The sequence below is a fragment of the Pseudomonas granadensis genome, from assembly GCF_900105485.1.
Taxonomy (GTDB): Bacteria; Pseudomonadota; Gammaproteobacteria; order Pseudomonadales; family Pseudomonadaceae; genus Aquipseudomonas; species Aquipseudomonas granadensis.
Genome location: NZ_LT629778.1, coordinates 5912804 through 5929432 on the forward strand (window position 1 = coordinate 5912804; position 16629 = coordinate 5929432).

15 protein-coding genes are annotated in these 16629 nt (G+C 60.5%); 8 read left to right on the plus strand and 7 right to left on the minus strand.

The window, feature by feature from the left end:
• Positions 1–71: 71 nt before the first annotated feature.
• Entirely contained in the window at positions 72–959 is an 888-nt protein-coding gene (locus BLU52_RS26405) for a LysR family transcriptional regulator (protein WP_090288326.1), read from the minus strand.
• Positions 960–1098: 139 nt separating this feature from the next.
• Between BLU52_RS26405 and lysM the strand changes: the two genes are divergently transcribed.
• Positions 1099–1548, plus strand: coding sequence for a peptidoglycan-binding protein LysM (gene lysM / locus BLU52_RS26410; RefSeq protein WP_090288327.1), 450 nt, complete (start codon positions 1099–1101; stop codon positions 1546–1548).
• A 93-nt stretch (positions 1549–1641) separates the two neighbouring features.
• Here lysM and yrfG read toward each other — a convergent pair whose 3' ends face one another.
• Positions 1642–2304, minus strand: a complete 663-nt coding sequence (gene yrfG / locus BLU52_RS26415; protein WP_090288329.1) for a GMP/IMP nucleotidase — start codon at positions 2302–2304, stop codon at positions 1642–1644.
• 88 nt (positions 2305–2392) lie between these two features.
• Here yrfG and nudE point away from each other — a divergent pair, with 88 nt between their 5' ends.
• Entirely contained in the window at positions 2393–2962 is a 570-nt protein-coding gene (gene nudE / locus BLU52_RS26420; protein ID WP_090288331.1) for an ADP compounds hydrolase NudE, read from the plus strand.
• A 7-nt stretch (positions 2963–2969) separates the two neighbouring features.
• Positions 2970–3797 (plus strand): 3'(2'),5'-bisphosphate nucleotidase CysQ, encoded by an 828-nt coding sequence (gene cysQ, locus BLU52_RS26425; protein ID WP_090288703.1) that lies wholly within the window; start codon positions 2970–2972, stop codon positions 3795–3797.
• A 204-nt stretch (positions 3798–4001) separates the two neighbouring features.
• On the opposite strand, the gene BLU52_RS26430 is transcribed toward cysQ, so the two are convergent.
• The 5 genes from BLU52_RS26430 to BLU52_RS26450 form a co-directional block, all read right to left on the minus strand.
• Positions 4002–4457 (minus strand): YiiD C-terminal domain-containing protein, encoded by a 456-nt coding sequence (locus BLU52_RS26430; RefSeq protein WP_090288332.1) that lies wholly within the window; start codon positions 4455–4457, stop codon positions 4002–4004.
• A complete protein-coding gene (locus BLU52_RS26435; protein ID WP_090288334.1) occupies positions 4454–5836 on the minus strand; it encodes a sigma-54-dependent transcriptional regulator in 1383 nt (460 codons plus the stop codon). Before BLU52_RS26435 ends, BLU52_RS26430 begins: the two co-directional genes overlap by 4 nt.
• Positions 5833–7641, minus strand: coding sequence for a sensor histidine kinase (locus tag BLU52_RS26440; RefSeq protein ID WP_090288336.1), 1809 nt, complete (start codon positions 7639–7641; stop codon positions 5833–5835). The genes BLU52_RS26435 and BLU52_RS26440 overlap by 4 nt, the downstream gene beginning before the upstream one ends.
• Before the next feature lie 42 nt (positions 7642–7683).
• Positions 7684–8229 (minus strand): dTDP-4-dehydrorhamnose 3,5-epimerase, encoded by a 546-nt coding sequence (gene rfbC / locus BLU52_RS26445; protein WP_090288340.1) that lies wholly within the window; start codon positions 8227–8229, stop codon positions 7684–7686.
• An 82-nt stretch (positions 8230–8311) separates the two neighbouring features.
• Positions 8312–8836, minus strand: a complete 525-nt coding sequence (locus BLU52_RS26450; protein WP_090288342.1) for a DUF3916 domain-containing protein — start codon at positions 8834–8836, stop codon at positions 8312–8314.
• A gap of 209 nt (positions 8837–9045) precedes the next feature.
• On the opposite strand from BLU52_RS26450, the gene BLU52_RS26455 reads away from it, so the two are divergent.
• The 5 genes from BLU52_RS26455 (at position 9046) to BLU52_RS26475 (ending at position 16451) form a co-directional block, all read left to right on the plus strand.
• Positions 9046–11958 (plus strand): aminotransferase, encoded by a 2913-nt coding sequence (locus BLU52_RS26455; RefSeq protein WP_090288344.1) that lies wholly within the window; start codon positions 9046–9048, stop codon positions 11956–11958.
• A gap of 304 nt (positions 11959–12262) precedes the next feature.
• Positions 12263–13141 carry an N-carbamoylputrescine amidase gene (aguB, locus tag BLU52_RS26460; RefSeq protein ID WP_090288346.1) on the plus strand — a complete coding sequence of 293 codons (879 nt, stop codon included), beginning with the start codon at positions 12263–12265 and terminating at the stop codon, positions 13139–13141.
• 5 nt (positions 13142–13146) lie between these two features.
• Complete coding sequence (aguA, locus tag BLU52_RS26465; protein WP_090288348.1) at positions 13147–14253, plus strand: agmatine deiminase; 1107 nt, start codon at positions 13147–13149, stop codon at positions 14251–14253.
• Between the two features lie 246 nt (positions 14254–14499).
• The gene (locus BLU52_RS26470) at positions 14500–14712 is read left to right on the plus strand and encodes a hypothetical protein (RefSeq protein ID WP_090288350.1); all 213 of its coding nucleotides are present in this window, start codon (positions 14500–14502) and stop codon (positions 14710–14712) included.
• 452 nt (positions 14713–15164) lie between these two features.
• The gene (locus tag BLU52_RS26475; RefSeq protein WP_090288353.1) at positions 15165–16451 is read left to right on the plus strand and encodes an OprD family porin; all 1287 of its coding nucleotides are present in this window, start codon (positions 15165–15167) and stop codon (positions 16449–16451) included.
• The last annotated feature ends 178 nt before the right edge of the window (positions 16452–16629 follow it).

A 16629-nucleotide genomic window follows, 5' to 3' on the forward strand; every position in this document is an offset into this window, starting at 1 on the left:
TAGGTCAAGACTAGGCGCGGCAAGTTGTCGCGTCTAATCGCTATTACCGATCTACCGATAGATGCCGTCGATCAAGCCTCTTTGGGCGATTTCTGGTACAGCGCGAAACAGGCTTCCGCCAGCGCTGAACGCGGCGCGCCACGGCGCATGATCAGGCCCAGCGGCGCCAGCGTGCGGGCATTTTCGATCGGTTGCAGGCGCAGGTGATCAGCCAGGGTTTCCGCACCGCCATCCAGCGGCATGATTGCGCAGCAAAAGCCGCCGTGTACGGCCTGTAACAATTGATGCACGGCGTCGGTTTGCAGCAGGGGTTGCGGGGTCAGGCCGCGGCTGTGGAAGTTGTGGTCGATGGACTGGCGAAAATGCATGCCGCTGGTGAGCATGCACAGCGGCAGTTCGATCAGCGCTTCCCAGCTCAGCGGTTCTTCGCCAAAGGTGAAGGAGCGCTGATCGTAAAGCAGGCCCATGCGCGTTTCGTCGAAGGCCAGAGAATCAAAGCGCTCGCTGTCCAGACGCTCCAGATAGGACACGCCGATGTCGATGCGATTGTTGGCCAGATGTTCGAGCACCTGCTCGGAACTCAGCGACGACAGTTCGAAGCGCAACTCCGGGTGCGCCGCATGCAGGCGTTGCATCAACGGCAGCGGATCAAAACTCGACAGCGGCACCACGCCCAGACGCAACGTACCGATCAGATTGCCGCGACAGGCCGCCGCTTCTGCCTGCAAGCCGTCATAAGCCGCCAGCACCGTGCGCGCCCACGCCAGCACGCGCTCGCCCGGCGCGGTGAAACCTTCGAAGCGTTGACCACGGTTGACCAGCGGCAGGTCGAGTTCTTCTTCGAGGCTGCGCAGACGCATCGACAAGGTCGGCTGGGTGATGTGGCAGCGCGCAGCGGCCTGGCCGAAGTGACGGGTTTCGTCGAGGGCGATGAGGAATTTCAGTTGCTTGATGTCCATCTTCGCTCCGGGAAAGGTTGGCGGGGTGGGCGATTCTACCGCGTGCGTGCGTACAGGGTCATTGGTCGGACTGGAACCGGGTTTGGCCGGGGTGGTCTAGGCTTGAACGACTGACCCTTTATTCCATGGAGTGAATGCAATGAGCCTGTTCAGTTTTTTGAAAGACGCCGGTGAAAAAATTCTCGATGCGCTGACCCCGGACAAGGCCGAAGCCAACAGTGCGGCGCTGACCAAGCACGTACAGGAGGCGCTGACTGGAATCGACACGTCAAAAATCCAGGTCAAGGTCGAAGGAGAGAAAGTGATCGCTACGGGTGAAGCGGCCAGCCAGGAAGAGAAAGAGAAGATTCTCTTGGCGTTGGGCAACGTAGCTGGCGTCACTGGTGTAGATGATCAGATCACCGTGACTGGCGCTGTCACTGCTGCCGCGAAATTTGTCACTGTCGAAAAAGGCGACACGCTGAGCGCGATTTCCAAGCGCGTGTATGGTGACCCGAACCAGTACAACAAGATTTTCGAGGCCAACAAGCCGCAGCTCAAGAGCGCGGACAAGATCTACCCAGGGCAAGTGTTGCGTATCCCTGAATAACTTTCGAAACCGCTATCGCCAGCAGGCTGGCTCCCACAGGGAAACGCATTTCCATGTGGGAGCCAGCCTGCTGGCGATTGGGGCGACCCGGTTTCAAAGCCCGGCAATCAAATCCCGATAATCGTCGACCGCAGCAAACTCGGCGGTGTCTTTCGGTCCCTTGCGGCTGTCCGGCTCTTTCACCGCGAGCAAATGCGCCACGCCAAAATCCCGTGCACTGCGCAGAATCGGCAAGGTGTCGTCGATAAACAGGCTGCGCGCCGGATCGAACCCGATATCCGCCTGCAAGGCATCCCAGAACTGCGGATTTTCCTTCGGGTAACCATAATCGTGCGAGCTGATCAGCCGTTCGAAGTACGGCGCCAGTTCGATCCGCTCCAGTTTCAGCGACAGCGAGTCGCGGTGCGCATTGGTGATCATGATCACCCGCTTGCCGGCGCGTTTGATCGCATCGAGGAAGGTGTCGGCATCCGGGCGCAACGCGATCAGATGCGCGGTTTCCTGTTTCAGTTCGCGCACCGACAGTTGCAGTTCGGCACTCCAGAAGTCCAGGCAGTACCACTGCAACTGGCCGGCGTGGCGCTCGAACAGCGGCTGCAGTTCCATCTCGGCCATGGCCCGGCTGACCCCGTGCAGTTCGGCGTAACGCTGGGGCAGGTGTTCGAGCCAGAAGTGGTTGTCGAAGTGCAGATCCAGCAATGTGCCGTCCATGTCGAGCAGAACGGTATCGATGTCGGACCACGGTAATGAAGGCATGGCAACGTCTCGAGCGGTAGAAGGATATCCGAGGTAAACAATCGGGAAAGCCGCGTTATAGTAGCGCGTTCACGCCAAGGAGCTTTGCATGCGCCAGAAACCCACCGTACTTGCCCGCGAGATCGTCGCCACCAGTCGTCTGTTCGCGGTCGAGGAACTCAAGCTGCGCTTTTCCAATGGCGTGGAACGCACGTATGAGCGGCTGGTCGGCAAGGGCGCGGGCTACGGCGCGGTGATGATCGTGGCGATGCTCGATGCCGAACATGCGGTGCTGGTCGAAGAGTATTGCGGTGGCACCGATGCCTATGAATTGTCCTTGCCCAAAGGCTTGATCGAGCCGGGCGAGGATGTACTGGCAGCGGCCGAGCGTGAGCTTAAGGAAGAGGCCGGTTTCGGCGCCCGACAACTGGAGCATCTGACCGAGCTGTCGTTGTCGCCCGGTTACATGAGCCAGAAGATTCAGGTGGTGCTGGCCACCGATCTGTATGAAGAGCGTCTGGAGGGCGACGAGCCTGAGCCGATGCGCGTCGACAAGGTCAACCTGCGCGAGCTGTCGGCGCTGGCGCTCAATCCACAATTTTCCGAAGGACGTGCGCTGGCGGCGCTGTATCTGACGCGTGATCTTTTGACCCAGCGCGGTTCTTTCAATCTTGAGTGAGATGTCGATGAATTTCCCCCACCCATTGATGGCGCCTGTTGTTGCTTTGGCATTGCAGGCTGGCGAGGCGATTCTGCCGTTCTGGCGTGCGGGCGTTGAAGTCACGGCCAAGCCCGATGATTCGCCGGTGACCGCAGCCGACTTGGCCGCGCATCACCTGATTGTCGCTGGGCTGACAGCGCTGGACCCGAGCATTCCGGTGTTGTCGGAAGAAGATGCCAATATCCCGCAAAGCGTGCGCGCCGGCTGGCAGCGCTGGTGGTTGGTAGATCCGCTGGACGGCACCAAGGAATTCATCAGTGGCAGCGAAGAGTTCACCGTCAACATCGCCCTGATCGAAAACGGTCGGGTGGTTTTTGGCGTGGTGTCGATGCCGACCAATGGTCGCTACTACCTCGGCGGCGCCGGGCTGGGGGCGTGGCGGTGCGACAAGCACGGTACGCCGGTGGCGATCCAGGTGCGTGAAACGCTGCAACCGGGCGACGCTTTTACCGTGGTTGCCAGCCGTCGACATTCGAGCCCTGAGCAAGAGCGTCTGCTGGCTGGGTTGAGTGCCAGTCTGGGCGAACTGCAGTTGGCCAATATTGGCAGCTCGCTGAAGTTCTGTTTGTTGGCGGAAGGCGCAGCAGATTGTTATCCGCGGCTGGCACCGACTTCGCAGTGGGACACGGCGGCAGCGCAGGGCGTGCTGGAAGGCGCGGGGGGCGAAGTGCTGGATTTGCGCGGTGAAGCGTTTTGTTATCCGGCGCGAGAATCGCTGTTGAATGAGTTTTTTCTGGCGTTGCCGGCGAAGGCTTTGTGGCGCGAGAGATTGTTGGAGTTGGCCCGGGGTTAGGGTTCTGATCCGGAATTGCCCTCACCCCAGCCCTCTCCCCCAGGAGAGGGAGCCGATCGCGGGATATTGGCGAGCCGCGTCGACCTGGTCGAGTTTTGCTGAATCCGCAATCGCTGCGGTCTTTCAGGTCGATGAACAACGCAAGTCGCTTCGGTCAGTCCCCTCTCCCTCCGGGAGAGGGCCAGGGTGAGGGGCCGTTGATCTTCAACGGTGCAAAACGTACTGCCCGGTAAACGTCACGGCGTGCTCTTCACTGCCTTGATTGACGATCCGCGTATCAAGCGTCAACCGCGCCCGTCCATAACGCCGATACATCGCCAGAAACTTCTTCCACACTGCCGCGTCAGCCGCCGGGCAAATCGCCGTGGCATCACCGGTCACCGGCAGCGGATAACTGATCTGCCCTTCCTGAATCACAATGTGCCCGTCGGTAATCCCTTCTTCCTTCAGGCGCAAATGCAGCCAGCCCCAACCGGCCAGCACCGCGCCGCAGTAGAGGCTGCCGCCAAACATCGTGCTCTTGTGATTGACGTTAGGCGCGAGCGGCAAATGCAGGCTCAGTCGCTGTTCCCGCCACTCGAGTACCGTCAGGCCCATCTCGGCGGTCAGTGGGATGTCGTGGTGCAGCACCGATTGCAGATAGTCAGTGTTGTCGCTCATTCGTTTTCGTCCCCCTGACTGTTATCGCCGAAGTTGAGGCCATGTTTGCGCAACTTGTCGTGCAGGGTCTTGCGCGGAATGCCCAGGGCTTCGGCGAGGCTGCGCACCGAGCTGTGCGAGCGCGCCAGTTCTGCGGCGATCAGGGTTTTCTCGAAGTTTTCCACTTGCTCGCTGAGTCCGCCGCTGACGACTTCGACCGGTGCGCCGGCGCTGCCTTCGGCGCCGTTGTCCAGCGCCAGCTCCAGACCGAGGGCAAAGCGTTCGGCGGCGTTTTGCAGTTCGCGCACGTTGCCCGGCCAGGTGTGACGCAACAGCAAGGCGCGTTGTGCCGGTTGCAGTTCATGGGGTGGCAGACCGTGGCGGGCGCTGGCTTCATCGGCGTAGTGCTGGAACAGCAGCAGCGCATCTTCGCCGCGTTCGCGCAGCGGCGGAATGCGCAGCGGCGCAACATTGAGGCGGTAATACAGGTCGGCGCGGAAACGGCCCTGATCGGCAGCCTGGCGAAGGTCTTCCTTGGTTGCGGCGATGACGCGGATGTCCAGCGGGATCAGTTGATTGCCGCCGAGTCGTTCGACGACGCGCTCCTGCAACATGCGCAGCAATTTGACCTGCACGTCCAGGCTCATGCTCTCGATTTCATCGAGAAACAGCGTGCCGCCGTTGGCGAATTCGAACTTGCCGATCCGGCGCTTTTGCGCGCCGGTGAATGCGCCGGGTTCATGGCCGAACAGTTCGCTTTCCACCACCGATTCGGCCAGTGCGCCGGCGTTGATTGCCACGAACGGGCCGTTGCGGCGGCTGGACAAGTCATGGAGGGCGCGGGCCACCACTTCTTTGCCGGCGCCGGTTTCGCCGAGAATCAGCACATCAGCCTTGGTCGCCGCCAGCGCGCCGATCTGCTCGCGCAGACGCAACATTGGCGTCGAATGCCCGACCAGCCGCGCGCTCAGCTCATTGCGATCGCTGAGGGCCAGACGCAGGCTGCGGTTATCCAGCACCAGACGGCGCAAGGCGAGAGCGCGGCGCACGCTGTCGAGCAGCGCGTCGCTGGCGAAGGGTTTTTCAAGAAAATCGTAAGCGCCAGCGCGCATCGCCTGCACGGCCAGCGGTACGTCGCCGTGGCCGGTAATCAGCAACACCGGCAGCTCCGGGTCCTGTGCGTGCAATTCGCTCAGCAGTTCGAGGCCATCCATGCCCGGCATGCGAATATCGCTGACCACCACGCCCGGCCAGTCACGCTCCAGTTGCGCGGCCAGACCTTTGGCTTCAGACAAGGGCAGGATTTTCAGGCCGGCCAGATCCAGCGTCTGGCCGAGGGCCTGACGCAGGTGCGGATCGTCGTCGATCAACACCACCTGAATGCGATTGTCGATGGTCATGCACTTCGGTCCTCGGAGGGTTGCAGGCTGACCCCGGGCGCGCCGGCGCGCAGCCGCAGGGTAATCAGAGCGCCACCTTGCTTGTGGTTGGCGAACGACAGTTCACCGCCGAAGGCGCGCATCAGCGTTTCACAAATGGCCAGGCCCAGACCCAGACCCTGGGTGCGGGTCTTGGTGGTGTAGAAGGGCTCGCTGGCGCGGCCGAGGGCTTCCATGCAGAACCCCGGGCCGTTGTCGCGAATGTACAGATTGACGCCGTCGGCAGTGGATTCGGCACTCAGCCAGAGTTTGCGCGGCGGACCTTTTTCCGTCAGGGCGTCGAGGGCATTGGCGAGCAGGTTACCGAGGACTTGGCGCAGACGGGTTTCACCGGCCTCGACCCACAGTGTGGCGGCGGGTAGGTCGCGGATCAGTTCGACCTCCATGCTGCGCCGACGCTTGGCGAGCAGGGCCAGCGCATCGTCGAGCGCCGGTTGCAGGGCGACGCTTTCCGGGGCGTGGCGGTCGCGCCGGGCGAAGGCGCGCAGGTGGGCGATGATCGAGGCCATGCGCCCGGTCAGTTCGCTGATCAGCTTGAGATTGCCGCGCGCGTCGTCGGTGCGTTGATGATCGAGCAACACCTCGGCGTTTTCCGCGTAGCTGCGGATCGCCGCCAGCGGCTGATTGAGTTCGTGGCTGATGCTCGCCGACATCGTCCCCAGCGCCGACAGTTTGCCGGCCTGAACCAGATCATCCTGCGCGCGGACCAATTCCTGCTGGGCGGTTTCGCGTTCGAGCACTTCCTGCTTCAGCCGTCGGTTGAGGCCTTCGAGATCGCTGGTGCGCTCGGCGACCCGACCTTCCAGCTCACGCCGCGCCTTGGCCTCGAAGGCGATGCGCTCCAGATAATGCCGCCGGCGCTGCATCATCAAACCCACCAGCAACATCACCACCAGCAACGTGGCGCCGCCAATCGCGACGACGGTGCGCACCGGGCGGTCGATCAGCGTCCGTGGTGCGAGGATGCTGACGCTCCAGCCAGTTTCGGCGATGTCGTGGGTCTGGATCAGCCAGGCGTCGGTGCTGAGGTTCAGCGGCCGCGGCTCGCGCGTCGGGTACGGCTGAATCGCGGTGATTGCCGAGCGTTCGCTGTCGCTCAGAATGCGTGTCGAGCGGAATCGCCATTCCGGCCGCGAGGTGAGGATGACCACGCCATTGTGGTCGGTGACCAACAGTTGTTCCGGGGTTTTGCCCCACAGGCTTTCGGTGTGGTCGAGGTCGACTTTGATCACCAGCACGCCGATGATTTTTTCGCCGTTGCGCACGGCAGCAGCGAAAAAGTACCCGCGTTTGGCCGACGTCGTGCCGAGGCCGAAGAAACGCCCGAGGCGCCCGGCCATGGCTTCACTGAAATACGGGCGGAAGGAGAAATTGCGGCCGACGAAGCTGTCATGTTTATCCCAGTTCGACGCCGCCAGCGTCTGGCCGCTGGTGTCCATCAGGTACATCACTTCCGCGCCGGTCTGCGCGGCGATGTTCTTCAGCAGGCGATTGGCATTGCCTTGGGTGACACCGTCATCCGGCGCGCCAAGCACGGCACGCAGCGCCGGCAAGTCGCCGAGAATCTGCGGCAACACCTCGTAGCGGTGCAGGGTGCCGAGCAGGTTGGCGACGTACAGATCGAGGGTCTGGCGGTTCTGCCCCGCCAGTTCGCTGCGGTAATAGCGCTCGGCGAGATGTTCCAGCGGCCACAACAGCGGCGCCAGACACAGCGCAAGCAGGGCAAGGCTGCGCCAGCGGGGTCTGCGGGGAAGAGTCGGTTTCATGAGCCGGTTGCGCCTGAAGTAACAGGCGCATTATGCCCGGGCTCAGGCGAAGACGTCAGCGTCCTTGAGCAGCACGGCGGCCTGGTCCTTGGCCGACAGCTTCGGCGCTTCGTCCAGTTGCCAGTCGATGCCCAGCGCCGGGTCGTCCCAGCGGATGCTGCGTTCGGACGATGGATCGTAGTAGTTGGTGGTCTTGTAAAGAAATTCGGCGAACTCGCTCAGCACTACAAAACCATGGGCGAAACCTTCCGGCACCCACAACTGACGATGATTTTCCGCCGACAGCCGCACCGCCACCGATTTGCCGAAGTGCGGCGAGCTGCGACGGATATCAACGGCCACGTCCAGCACTTCGCCGAACGTCACGCGCACCAGTTTGCCCTGGGTGTTCTGCAATTGGTAATGCAGGCCACGCAGCACGCCTTTTTGCGAGCGCGAGTGGTTGTCCTGAACGAATTGTGTATCGAGGCCGGTCGCGTCCTGGAACGCCTTGGCGTTGAAACTCTCGTAGAAGAAACCGCGCTCGTCACCAAACACCTTGGGTTCGATGATCAGAACACCGGGCAGATCGGTGGTGATTACATTCATGAGGATTTCCGTAGTCAGGTATGAATGGCCGTCATTCTTGCTCAAAGTGCCGCGCGGTGCGAGCGCGGATGACGTGGTCGAATTAATCGACCTCACCGAAATACCAGCGTTCTTCTTCATGAATCTGGCCTTCCCAGTTTTCAACCTTGTAGCGTAAGCCTCGTTCACCCATGCCGGGTGGCAGGACGAGTCCCCATTCCTGAGCCAGGCTTCTACCGGTTTCAACTTCTTCGCTGTCAGCCAAAGGGATATGACCGCGATGGTATTCGAGGTCTGTATAGATACAGATTTCGCTGGAAAACATGCCCGGAACACAAATGGCTGCAACAACCCGGCAGTTGATGGCGTTCGCTGGACGTGACATGCGCAGACGATGTGCTGCGTCGACCATGTGCTGCGCGCATTGCCTTTTCAGCTCGGCGGTTGCCTGTTTTCCTTCCACCAACGACATGTGGATCGGAATTTTCCAGTTGCAGTATTTACTTTCCTGGGTCAGGCCGGCTGGAAAATACCCATCGAAGTCAGCGGCCCAGTTAGCCAAGGCGCGTAGTCGGCGAGGGATGTTGCGAACCTTTTTATTCGTAAGGGCGAGGCGACGGAAGGACATGACGAGGATTGCATCCTGCGTGGAAATTCAGCACGCAGGTTGCCCAGAGTTGCACGGAAACTCAATCTGAAAGTCCTGTGTGAAATTTTCCAGCGACGCTCTCGCTACGGCGTTGCCGCATCCAACTGCTTTGTCGTTGTGATAAAGAGTTGCGCATCGCCGGAAGCAATGGCGATATAAGCGCCTAATAAAATTTCAGGGGTCGTTCCATGCCGCTCGCCACGTTGATTCACCGCGCCAGTTTGCCCAGCCCGCAGGTTTCGCAGGAGCAAGCGCAGCAATGGCTGGCGGAGCATTACGGGCTCAGCGGCGCTCTTCACGCACTCGGCAGCCAGCAGGATCTCAATTACCGCGTCGACAGCCCGCGTGGGCGCTTTGTGATGAAAATCTGCCGCGGCGATTACGCACTGGTGGAGTTGCAAGCCCAGCACGCGGGTCTGAAATATCTGGCCGAGCACTCGGCAATAGCAGTGCCGCGCGTCATTGCGGCGAAAAACGGCGAGGACTTGCTGACGCTGCAGGCCGACGGTGAATTGGTACATGTGCGGCTGCTCGATTACATCGAGGGCCAGTCCCTGACGCACCTCGATCATCTCGGCCGCAAGGTAGTGGCAGACTTCGGCCGGCTGTGCGGTGAGATGGATCTGGCGCTGGCCGGGTTCGATCACCCGGGTCTCGCGCGCACCTTGCAGTGGGACGCGCGCCACGCCAGTGCGCTGATCGAGCATCTCCTGCCGGTGATCAAGGACGTGCAGCAGCGCACCCTGATTGCCGAGGCTGCCGAACAGGCCGAGCGCCGCTTGCAGCCGCTGCAGGACAAGCTGCCGGTGCAGGCGATCCACATGGACATCACCGATGACAATGTCGTCTGGGCGCGCGATGCCCAGCGTCACTGGCAGTTGCAGGGCGTGATCGATTTCGGTGATCTGGTGCGCACCTGGCGCATCACCGATCTGTCAGTCACTTGCGCTGCGTTGCTGCATCACGCCGACGGCGATCCGTTTGTCATCCTCCCGGCGGTGCAGGCCTACCATGCGGTCAATCCGCTGCAATATGAAGAATTGCAGGCGCTGTGGCCGTTGATCGTCGCGCGCGCGGCCGTGCTGGTACTCAGTGGCGAGCAGCAGGTCAGCATCGATCCGACCAACAGCTACAGCCGCGACAACCTCAGCCATGAATGGGAAATTTTCCGTGTCGCCACCTCGGTGCCGTTGGCGCTGATGGAAGCGGCGATCCTGACCTTGGTGGGGCACAGCCTGCCGGCGATCGACAGTGGCGATTTCGCAACGTTGCTGCCGGGACTGGTCGGCCGCGAGTTTGCCCTGATCGACCTGGGTGTGCTGAGCCCGCATTTCGAGGCCGGTAATTGGGAACAGGCGGGCGTCGACCAGCGTCTGCTGGATGAAGCCGCGGCCGTGCATGGCCTCGCGGCGAGCCGTTACGGCCAGTATCGATTGTCACGCACACAGCCTGACAGCGCCGTCGAGCCGCAAACCTTCCCGCTGCATGTCGAACTGCGTGTTCCCCATGGCTGCGTCGTGCAAGCGCCGTTCGCCGCTGTCCTGCGCGAGACGGCTGACGGCGCGCTGTGTCTGGACGGCCCGCAGCTCAGCGTGCGGCTTTGGGGCATGACGACCTCGCTGCCAAGTGGTTCGACGCTGGCCAAGGGGCAGGCGCTGGGCTCGGTCAGCGGACCGTTGCTGGTGCAACTTTGCCGTGACGCACAAATTCCGGCGCCGTTGTTCTGTACACCATCGCGTGCAGCGGCATGGCAGGCCCTGTGTCCTTCGCCGGCCGCGGTGCTGGGGCTCGCCTGTGATGCCGAGCCGGAACTGGACGGCAAAACCCTGCTTGAGCGGCGCGACGCCAGTTTCGCCCGTACGCAAAAACACTATTACGTCGACCCGCCGCGCATCGAGCGCGGCTGGCGCAATCATCTGATCGACATGCAGGGCCGTTCCTATCTCGACATGCTCAACAACGTCGCGGTGCTCGGTCACGGTCACCCGCGCATGGCGGCGGTGGCGGCGCGGCAGTGGTCGCTGCTCAACACCAATTCGCGGTTCAACTATGCGGCGGTCGCCGAGTTTTCCGAACGCCTGCTGAAGCTGGCGCCGGAAGGCATGGATCGGGTGTTTCTGGTCAACAGCGGCAGCGAGGCCAACGATCTGGCGATTCGTCTGGCCTGGGCTTACAGCGGCGGGCGCGACATGCTCAGCGTGCTGGAGGCCTATCACGGCTGGACGGTGGGCGCCGATGCGGTATCGACTTCCATTGCCGACAACCCCAGAGCCCTCGAAAGCCGTCCGGATTGGGTGCATCCGGTGACCGCGCCGAATACTTATCGCGGTGAATTCCGTGGTCGCGATTCAGCGCCGGATTACGTGCGCAGCGTTGAACAGCAATTACACAAACTGGCTGAGCAAAAGCGCCAATTGGCCGGGTTCATTTGCGAGCCGGTGTACGGCAACGCCGGTGGCATTTCGCTGCCGCCGGGGTATCTGCAACAGGTCTATGCATTGGTGCGCGCCCGGGGCGGCGTGTGCATCGCCGACGAAGTACAGGTCGGTTACGGGCGCATGGGCCATTTCTTCTGGGGCTTTGAAGAACAGGGCGTGGTGCCGGACATCATCACCATGGCCAAGGGCATGGGCAACGGCCAGCCACTGGGCGCGGTGATCACGCGGCGGGAGATCGCCGAGGCGCTGGAGGCCGAGGGCTATTTCTTCTCGTCGGCGGGCGGCAGTCCGGTCAGTTGCCAGATCGGCATGGCGGTGCTGGATGTCATGGAAGAAGAAAAACTCTGGGAAAACGCCCAGGTGGTCGGTGGCCATTTCAAGGCGCGGCTCGAAGCGTTGATCGATAAACATCCGCACGCGGGAGCGGTGCATGGTTCGGGGTTTTATCAGGGGCTTGAACTGATCCGCAACCGCGACACGCTGGAACCAGCGACCGAAGAGACCGCGCTGCTGTGCGATCGCCTGCGTGAGCTGGGGATCTTCATGCAGCCGACCGGTGATGATCTGAACATTCTCAAGATCAAGCCGCCGATGGTCACATCGCGTCAAAGCGTGGATTTCTTCGTGGATATGCTCGACCGGGTGTTCAGCGAAGGCCTGTAAGCGCTGCAAATCCCCTGTGGGAGCGAGCCTGCTCGCGAAAGCTATCGATCAATCGACATCATTGTTGACTGTGAGACCGCCTTCGCGAGCAGACTCGCTCCCACCGTTATTTTAGGTTGTGAGTTCGATTTGTATCGGTATTTTTAGGTTTTATTTCGACATAAGGCGTTTCAAGTGCTTCTAAAGCCGATATTTATCGGCTATAAAGTCGCCATTGCTCCGGCATGGCGATCGCTTGTCCGGTGCGCGCGTTTATTTTTCGGTCGACTTTCCGACCGTCGAAGCACCTGCCCGGAGATGATTCATGAGCCGTATCGTTACCGTTGCCGCCACTCAGATGGCCTGTTCGTGGGATCTGCACGCCAACCTCGAAATCGCTGAAAGACTGGTGCGTGAAGCTGCTGCCAAAGGCGCGCAGATCATCCTGATTCAGGAATTGTTCGAGGCGCCGTACTTCTGCCAGAAACCCAACCCGGATTACCTGCAATTGGCGACGACGGTCGAGGACAACGTTGCAATCAAGCATTTCCAGAACATCGCCAAAGAGCTGCAAGTGGTACTGCCGATCAGCTTCTACGAACTGGCCGGGCGTGCGCGGTTCAACAGCATCGCGATCATCGATGCCGACGGCAGCAACCTCGGGATTTATCGTAAAAGCCACATTCCGGACGGTCCCGGCTATCACGAGAAGTACTACTTCAACCCCGGCGATACCGGTTTCAAAGTGTGGAACACCCGTTACGCAAAAATCGGCGTGGGCATCTGCTGGGATCAGTGGTTCCCGGAAGCCGCGCGCAGCATGGCGTTGCAGGGCGCGGAAATCCTGTTTTATCCGACCGCGATCGGCAGCGAACCGCACGACCAGACGATTTCCTCGCGCGACCATTGGCAGCGTGTGCAACAGGGCCACGCCGGGGCCAACCTGATGCCGCTGATCGCCAGCAACCGCATCGGCCGCGAAGAACAGGACGGTTATGACATCACGTTTTACGGCTCCTCATTCATTGCCAACCAGTTCGGCGAAAAAGTGCAGGAGCTGAATAAAACCGAAGAAGGTATTCTTGTGCACACTTTCAACCTCGACGAGCTCGAACACATTCGCAGCGCGTGGGGTTCATTCCGTGACCGCCGTCCGAACCTGTACGGTGCGTTGAAAACCCTCGACGGTTCCCTGGAGTCCTGATCCCGATGACCACCTTGAAAAGCACCCCGCGCGCCGACGGCTTCTACATGCCGGCCGAGTGGGCAGCGCAAACCCAGACCTGGATGATCTGGCCCGAGCGCCCGGACAACTGGCGCCTGGGCGGCAAACCGGCGCAGGCCGCACACGCCGCGGTAGCCAAAGCCATCGCCCGTTTCGAACCGGTGACGGTGGCGGTCTCCGCCGGCCAATATGAAAACGCCCGCGCGCGCCTCGACGTGCCGAATATCCGCGTCGTCGAGATGTCCAGCGACGATGCCTGGGTGCGCGACAGCGGCCCGACTTTCGTCATCAACAACAGCGGCGAAGTGCGCGGCGTGAACTGGGATTTCAATGCCTGGGGCGGCTTCGATGGCGGCCTGTATGCGCCTTGGAATCGTGATTCGCAGGTCGGCGGCAAGATCCTCGAGATTGAACGCAGCCCGCGTTACCGAACCGAAGGTTTTGTGCTCGAAGGCGGTTCGATTCACGTTGACGGCGAAGGCACGCTGATTACCACTGAAGAGTGCCTGCTCAACCGCAACCGTAATCCGCACCTGAGCCGCGAAGAAATCGAAGCGGTGCTCAGCGCCAATCTGGCTGTGGACAAGATCATCTGGCTGCCGGATGGCCTGTTCAACGATGAAACCGACGGCCATGTGGATAACTTCTGCTGCTATGTGCGTCCGGGCGAAGTGTTGCTGGCCTGGACGGACGATCCGCAGGATCCGAACTACCCGCGCTGCCAGGCTGCGATGAACGTGCTGCAAAGCAGCACCGACGCCAAGGGCCGCCCGTTCACGGTGCACAAGATGCCGATTCCAGGGCCGCTGTACGCGACCGAGGAAGAGTGCGCCGGCGTCGATCCGGTCGACGGCACCCAGGAACGCAACCCGTCCGCGCGCCTGGCCGGTTCCTACGTCAACTTCCTGATCGTCAACGGCGGCATCATCGCGCCGAGCTTCGACGATCCAATGGATGCGCCAGCGCGGGAAATCCTGCAGAAGCTGTTCCCGCAGCACGAAGTGGTGATGGTGCCCGGCCGCGAACTGTTACTGGGCGGGGGCAATATTCACTGCCTTACCCAACAGCAACCGGCGCCGCACAAAGAGTGAGTTGAGTCGTAACAGCCTGAGTTGACAGGTAAAAAAGCCTGACGTTTTTTAACGTGCCGGTCAGGAACACCAAGCCCGCAGCCCGAAAGGACCGCGGGCTTTTTTTGTCTCCATTGGTCGCCCGGGCAAAAAGCTTGGCATAGCTCTTGTATTGCTTCTGTTGCACTAGGGAGGGAGAAGAACTTCAACAGTTCTGTCATGAATCTTGGATAACGTAGCCGCTCACGAACGGGAGAGAGCGCTGAAATGAACGCCGAAGTGAACGTAATCAGCGAGCGGACTTTGCATCCCATGGCCGTTAACGGCGAAACGCTCCAGCGTGTGGCGCACTGGTTGAAATCCAATGGAACGCGTCAGATCAGAGAACCTGATCCGCGCCGGATGATGATCGAGCGCTATCCCGCTGACCTGTTCAGCGAGGCCGAACTGGATGCGTTGTGGGCTGTGATGGAAGGATAAGAAGAACAACAGGGATCGGAAAAAGCGCTGCCGGGAAGGCGGCGCTTTTTTATGCCCGACACAAAACGAGTGTAGAAGTGAGCCTGCTCGCGATAGCGGTCTGCCAGTCGACAATATTGCAACAGGCAGACCGCTATCGCGAGCAGGCTCACCCCTACTGTTCAAAACTCCCTGCTCAACCTTGGTTTTCTGCAACAGCCTAGCTAAGAATTTACGTTTCTTAGACGATTTCTGCCTATTTAAAGACGATTCTTGAAATTGACACATTGTTCAGGCCGCGGCTACGATTCGGCCCAACGCCTGTGGCTAACCGCCATGACTCAAAATAAGGAGCAGGCCCGCCATGACTTGTCGTCGGCGGGTCTTTTTGTTTCGGGGTGAATACAAGAGTGCAAAAGCGCCGTTTCAGCCGTTCGACACAGCGCGTTTCAACCCGTAATAAGGAAAACAAAATGTTGAACAAGCGAATCAGTCTGATCGCACTGGGGATGTTGAGTGCTACACAGGCCATGGCTAACGACCAGGCCGAATCCAAGGGTTTCGTTGAAGACAGCAGTCTGAAAGTGCTGCTGCGCAACGCCTACATCAATCGTGATTACAAAGACGGTCGTCCGGACAAAGCCGAGTGGGGCCAGGCGGCGATCGGGACGTTCTCGTCCGGCTTCACCCAAGGCACCGTGGGTGTCGGCGTTGACGCCTTTGGTCTGTACGCGCTGCGTCTGGACGGCGGCAAGGGTCGCACCGGCGCGCAAGGTATCGACTTCTTCAAACAGGAAAACGATGGTCGCGCGGCCCATGACATCGCCAAGGGCGGCGCAGCGGTCAAATTCCGTGTGTCCAACACCGTGCTGACTTACGGTGACCAGATGCCGGCCTTGCCGGTGCTGAGCTACGACAACGTGCGTCTGCTGCCGGAAAGCTACACCGGTACCTTGATCACGTCGCGCGAGATCAAAGGTCTGGAACTGAACGCCGGGCGTTTCACCGCCGAATCGCGCAAGAGCGATGAAGGCCGTGACAGCGGCGGTCTGAAAGCGATCAACGTGTTGGGCGGCAGCTATCAGTTCACCGAACACTTCAAAGGCGCGCTGTACGCCTCCGATGTTGAAGACGTCTTGAAGAAACAGTACGTGAACGCCAACTACGTATTGCCTTTCAACAAGGACCAGTCGCTGACCCTGGACTTCAACGGTTATCGCACCAAGCTGGACAACTCGTATGTCCGAGAAAACGGTGTAACCGGCGACGACAACAAGATCTGGAGCCTGGCAGCGACCTTCGCCACCGGCCCGCACTCGTTCACCGTGGCGCACCAGCGTTCCACCGGCGACAGCAACCTCGGTTACGCCTACGGCGGCTATCAGAAAGATCAGGGGCGTGTCGGCGACGGTGGTAACTCCATCTACCTGGCCAACTCCTACTGGTCCGACTTCAACGCCGAAGACGAACGCAGCTGGCAGTTGGGCTACGGCCTGGACTTCGGCGCATTCGGCGTACCGGGTCTGAGCTACAACTTCGCGTACGTACGTGGCGACAACATCACCACGTCGACCAGCGAAGGCGGCACCGAGCGCGAGATTTTCAACCAGGTCAAGTACGTCGTGCAAAGCGGCCCGGCCAAAGACCTCAGCGTGAAACTGCGCAGCTCGCTCCTGCGCGTATCGCAGAAATCCAGCGAATACAACGTCAGCGGCAACGAGCTGCGTGTGTTCGTCGACTACCCGATCAACATCTTCTGATGATCGGGCTGTAACGAAAATGAGAAAACCCCGATTCGTTCGGGGTTTTTTTTCGCCGGTTTTTCGACAAAAAAACGAAAAAACCCGTGTTTCTGTCATGTAAAAGTTGTTTTTCAAGCGCTGCAGGTGCCGTTTCAAACAGCGCTTCAAATGCCTGAAATTCTTTCTCATGGACGCA

What these genes read in the sequence shown, in the direction of transcription:
- BLU52_RS26405 (WP_090288326.1), bottom strand. Translation starts at nt 959, where the DNA reads ATGGACATCAAGCAACTGAAATTCCTCATCGCCCTCGACGAAACCCGT.
- lysM (WP_090288327.1), top strand. Translation starts at nt 1,099, where the DNA reads ATGAGCCTGTTCAGTTTTTTGAAAGACGCCGGTGAAAAAATTCTCGAT.
- yrfG (WP_090288329.1), bottom strand. Translation starts at nt 2,304, where the DNA reads ATGCCTTCATTACCGTGGTCCGACATCGATACCGTTCTGCTCGACATG.
- nudE (WP_090288331.1), top strand. Translation starts at nt 2,393, where the DNA reads ATGCGCCAGAAACCCACCGTACTTGCCCGCGAGATCGTCGCCACCAGT.
- cysQ (WP_090288703.1), top strand. Translation starts at nt 2,970, where the DNA reads ATGAATTTCCCCCACCCATTGATGGCGCCTGTTGTTGCTTTGGCATTG.
- BLU52_RS26430 (WP_090288332.1), bottom strand. Translation starts at nt 4,457, where the DNA reads ATGAGCGACAACACTGACTATCTGCAATCGGTGCTGCACCACGACATC.
- BLU52_RS26435 (WP_090288334.1), bottom strand. Translation starts at nt 5,836, where the DNA reads ATGACCATCGACAATCGCATTCAGGTGGTGTTGATCGACGACGATCCG.
- BLU52_RS26440 (WP_090288336.1), bottom strand. Translation starts at nt 7,641, where the DNA reads ATGAAACCGACTCTTCCCCGCAGACCCCGCTGGCGCAGCCTTGCCCTG.
- rfbC (WP_090288340.1), bottom strand. Translation starts at nt 8,229, where the DNA reads ATGAATGTAATCACCACCGATCTGCCCGGTGTTCTGATCATCGAACCC.
- BLU52_RS26450 (WP_090288342.1), bottom strand. Translation starts at nt 8,836, where the DNA reads ATGTCCTTCCGTCGCCTCGCCCTTACGAATAAAAAGGTTCGCAACATC.
- BLU52_RS26455 (WP_090288344.1), top strand. Translation starts at nt 9,046, where the DNA reads ATGCCGCTCGCCACGTTGATTCACCGCGCCAGTTTGCCCAGCCCGCAG.
- aguB (WP_090288346.1), top strand. Translation starts at nt 12,263, where the DNA reads ATGAGCCGTATCGTTACCGTTGCCGCCACTCAGATGGCCTGTTCGTGG.
- aguA (WP_090288348.1), top strand. Translation starts at nt 13,147, where the DNA reads ATGACCACCTTGAAAAGCACCCCGCGCGCCGACGGCTTCTACATGCCG.
- BLU52_RS26470 (WP_090288350.1), top strand. Translation starts at nt 14,500, where the DNA reads ATGAACGCCGAAGTGAACGTAATCAGCGAGCGGACTTTGCATCCCATG.
- BLU52_RS26475 (WP_090288353.1), top strand. Translation starts at nt 15,165, where the DNA reads ATGTTGAACAAGCGAATCAGTCTGATCGCACTGGGGATGTTGAGTGCT.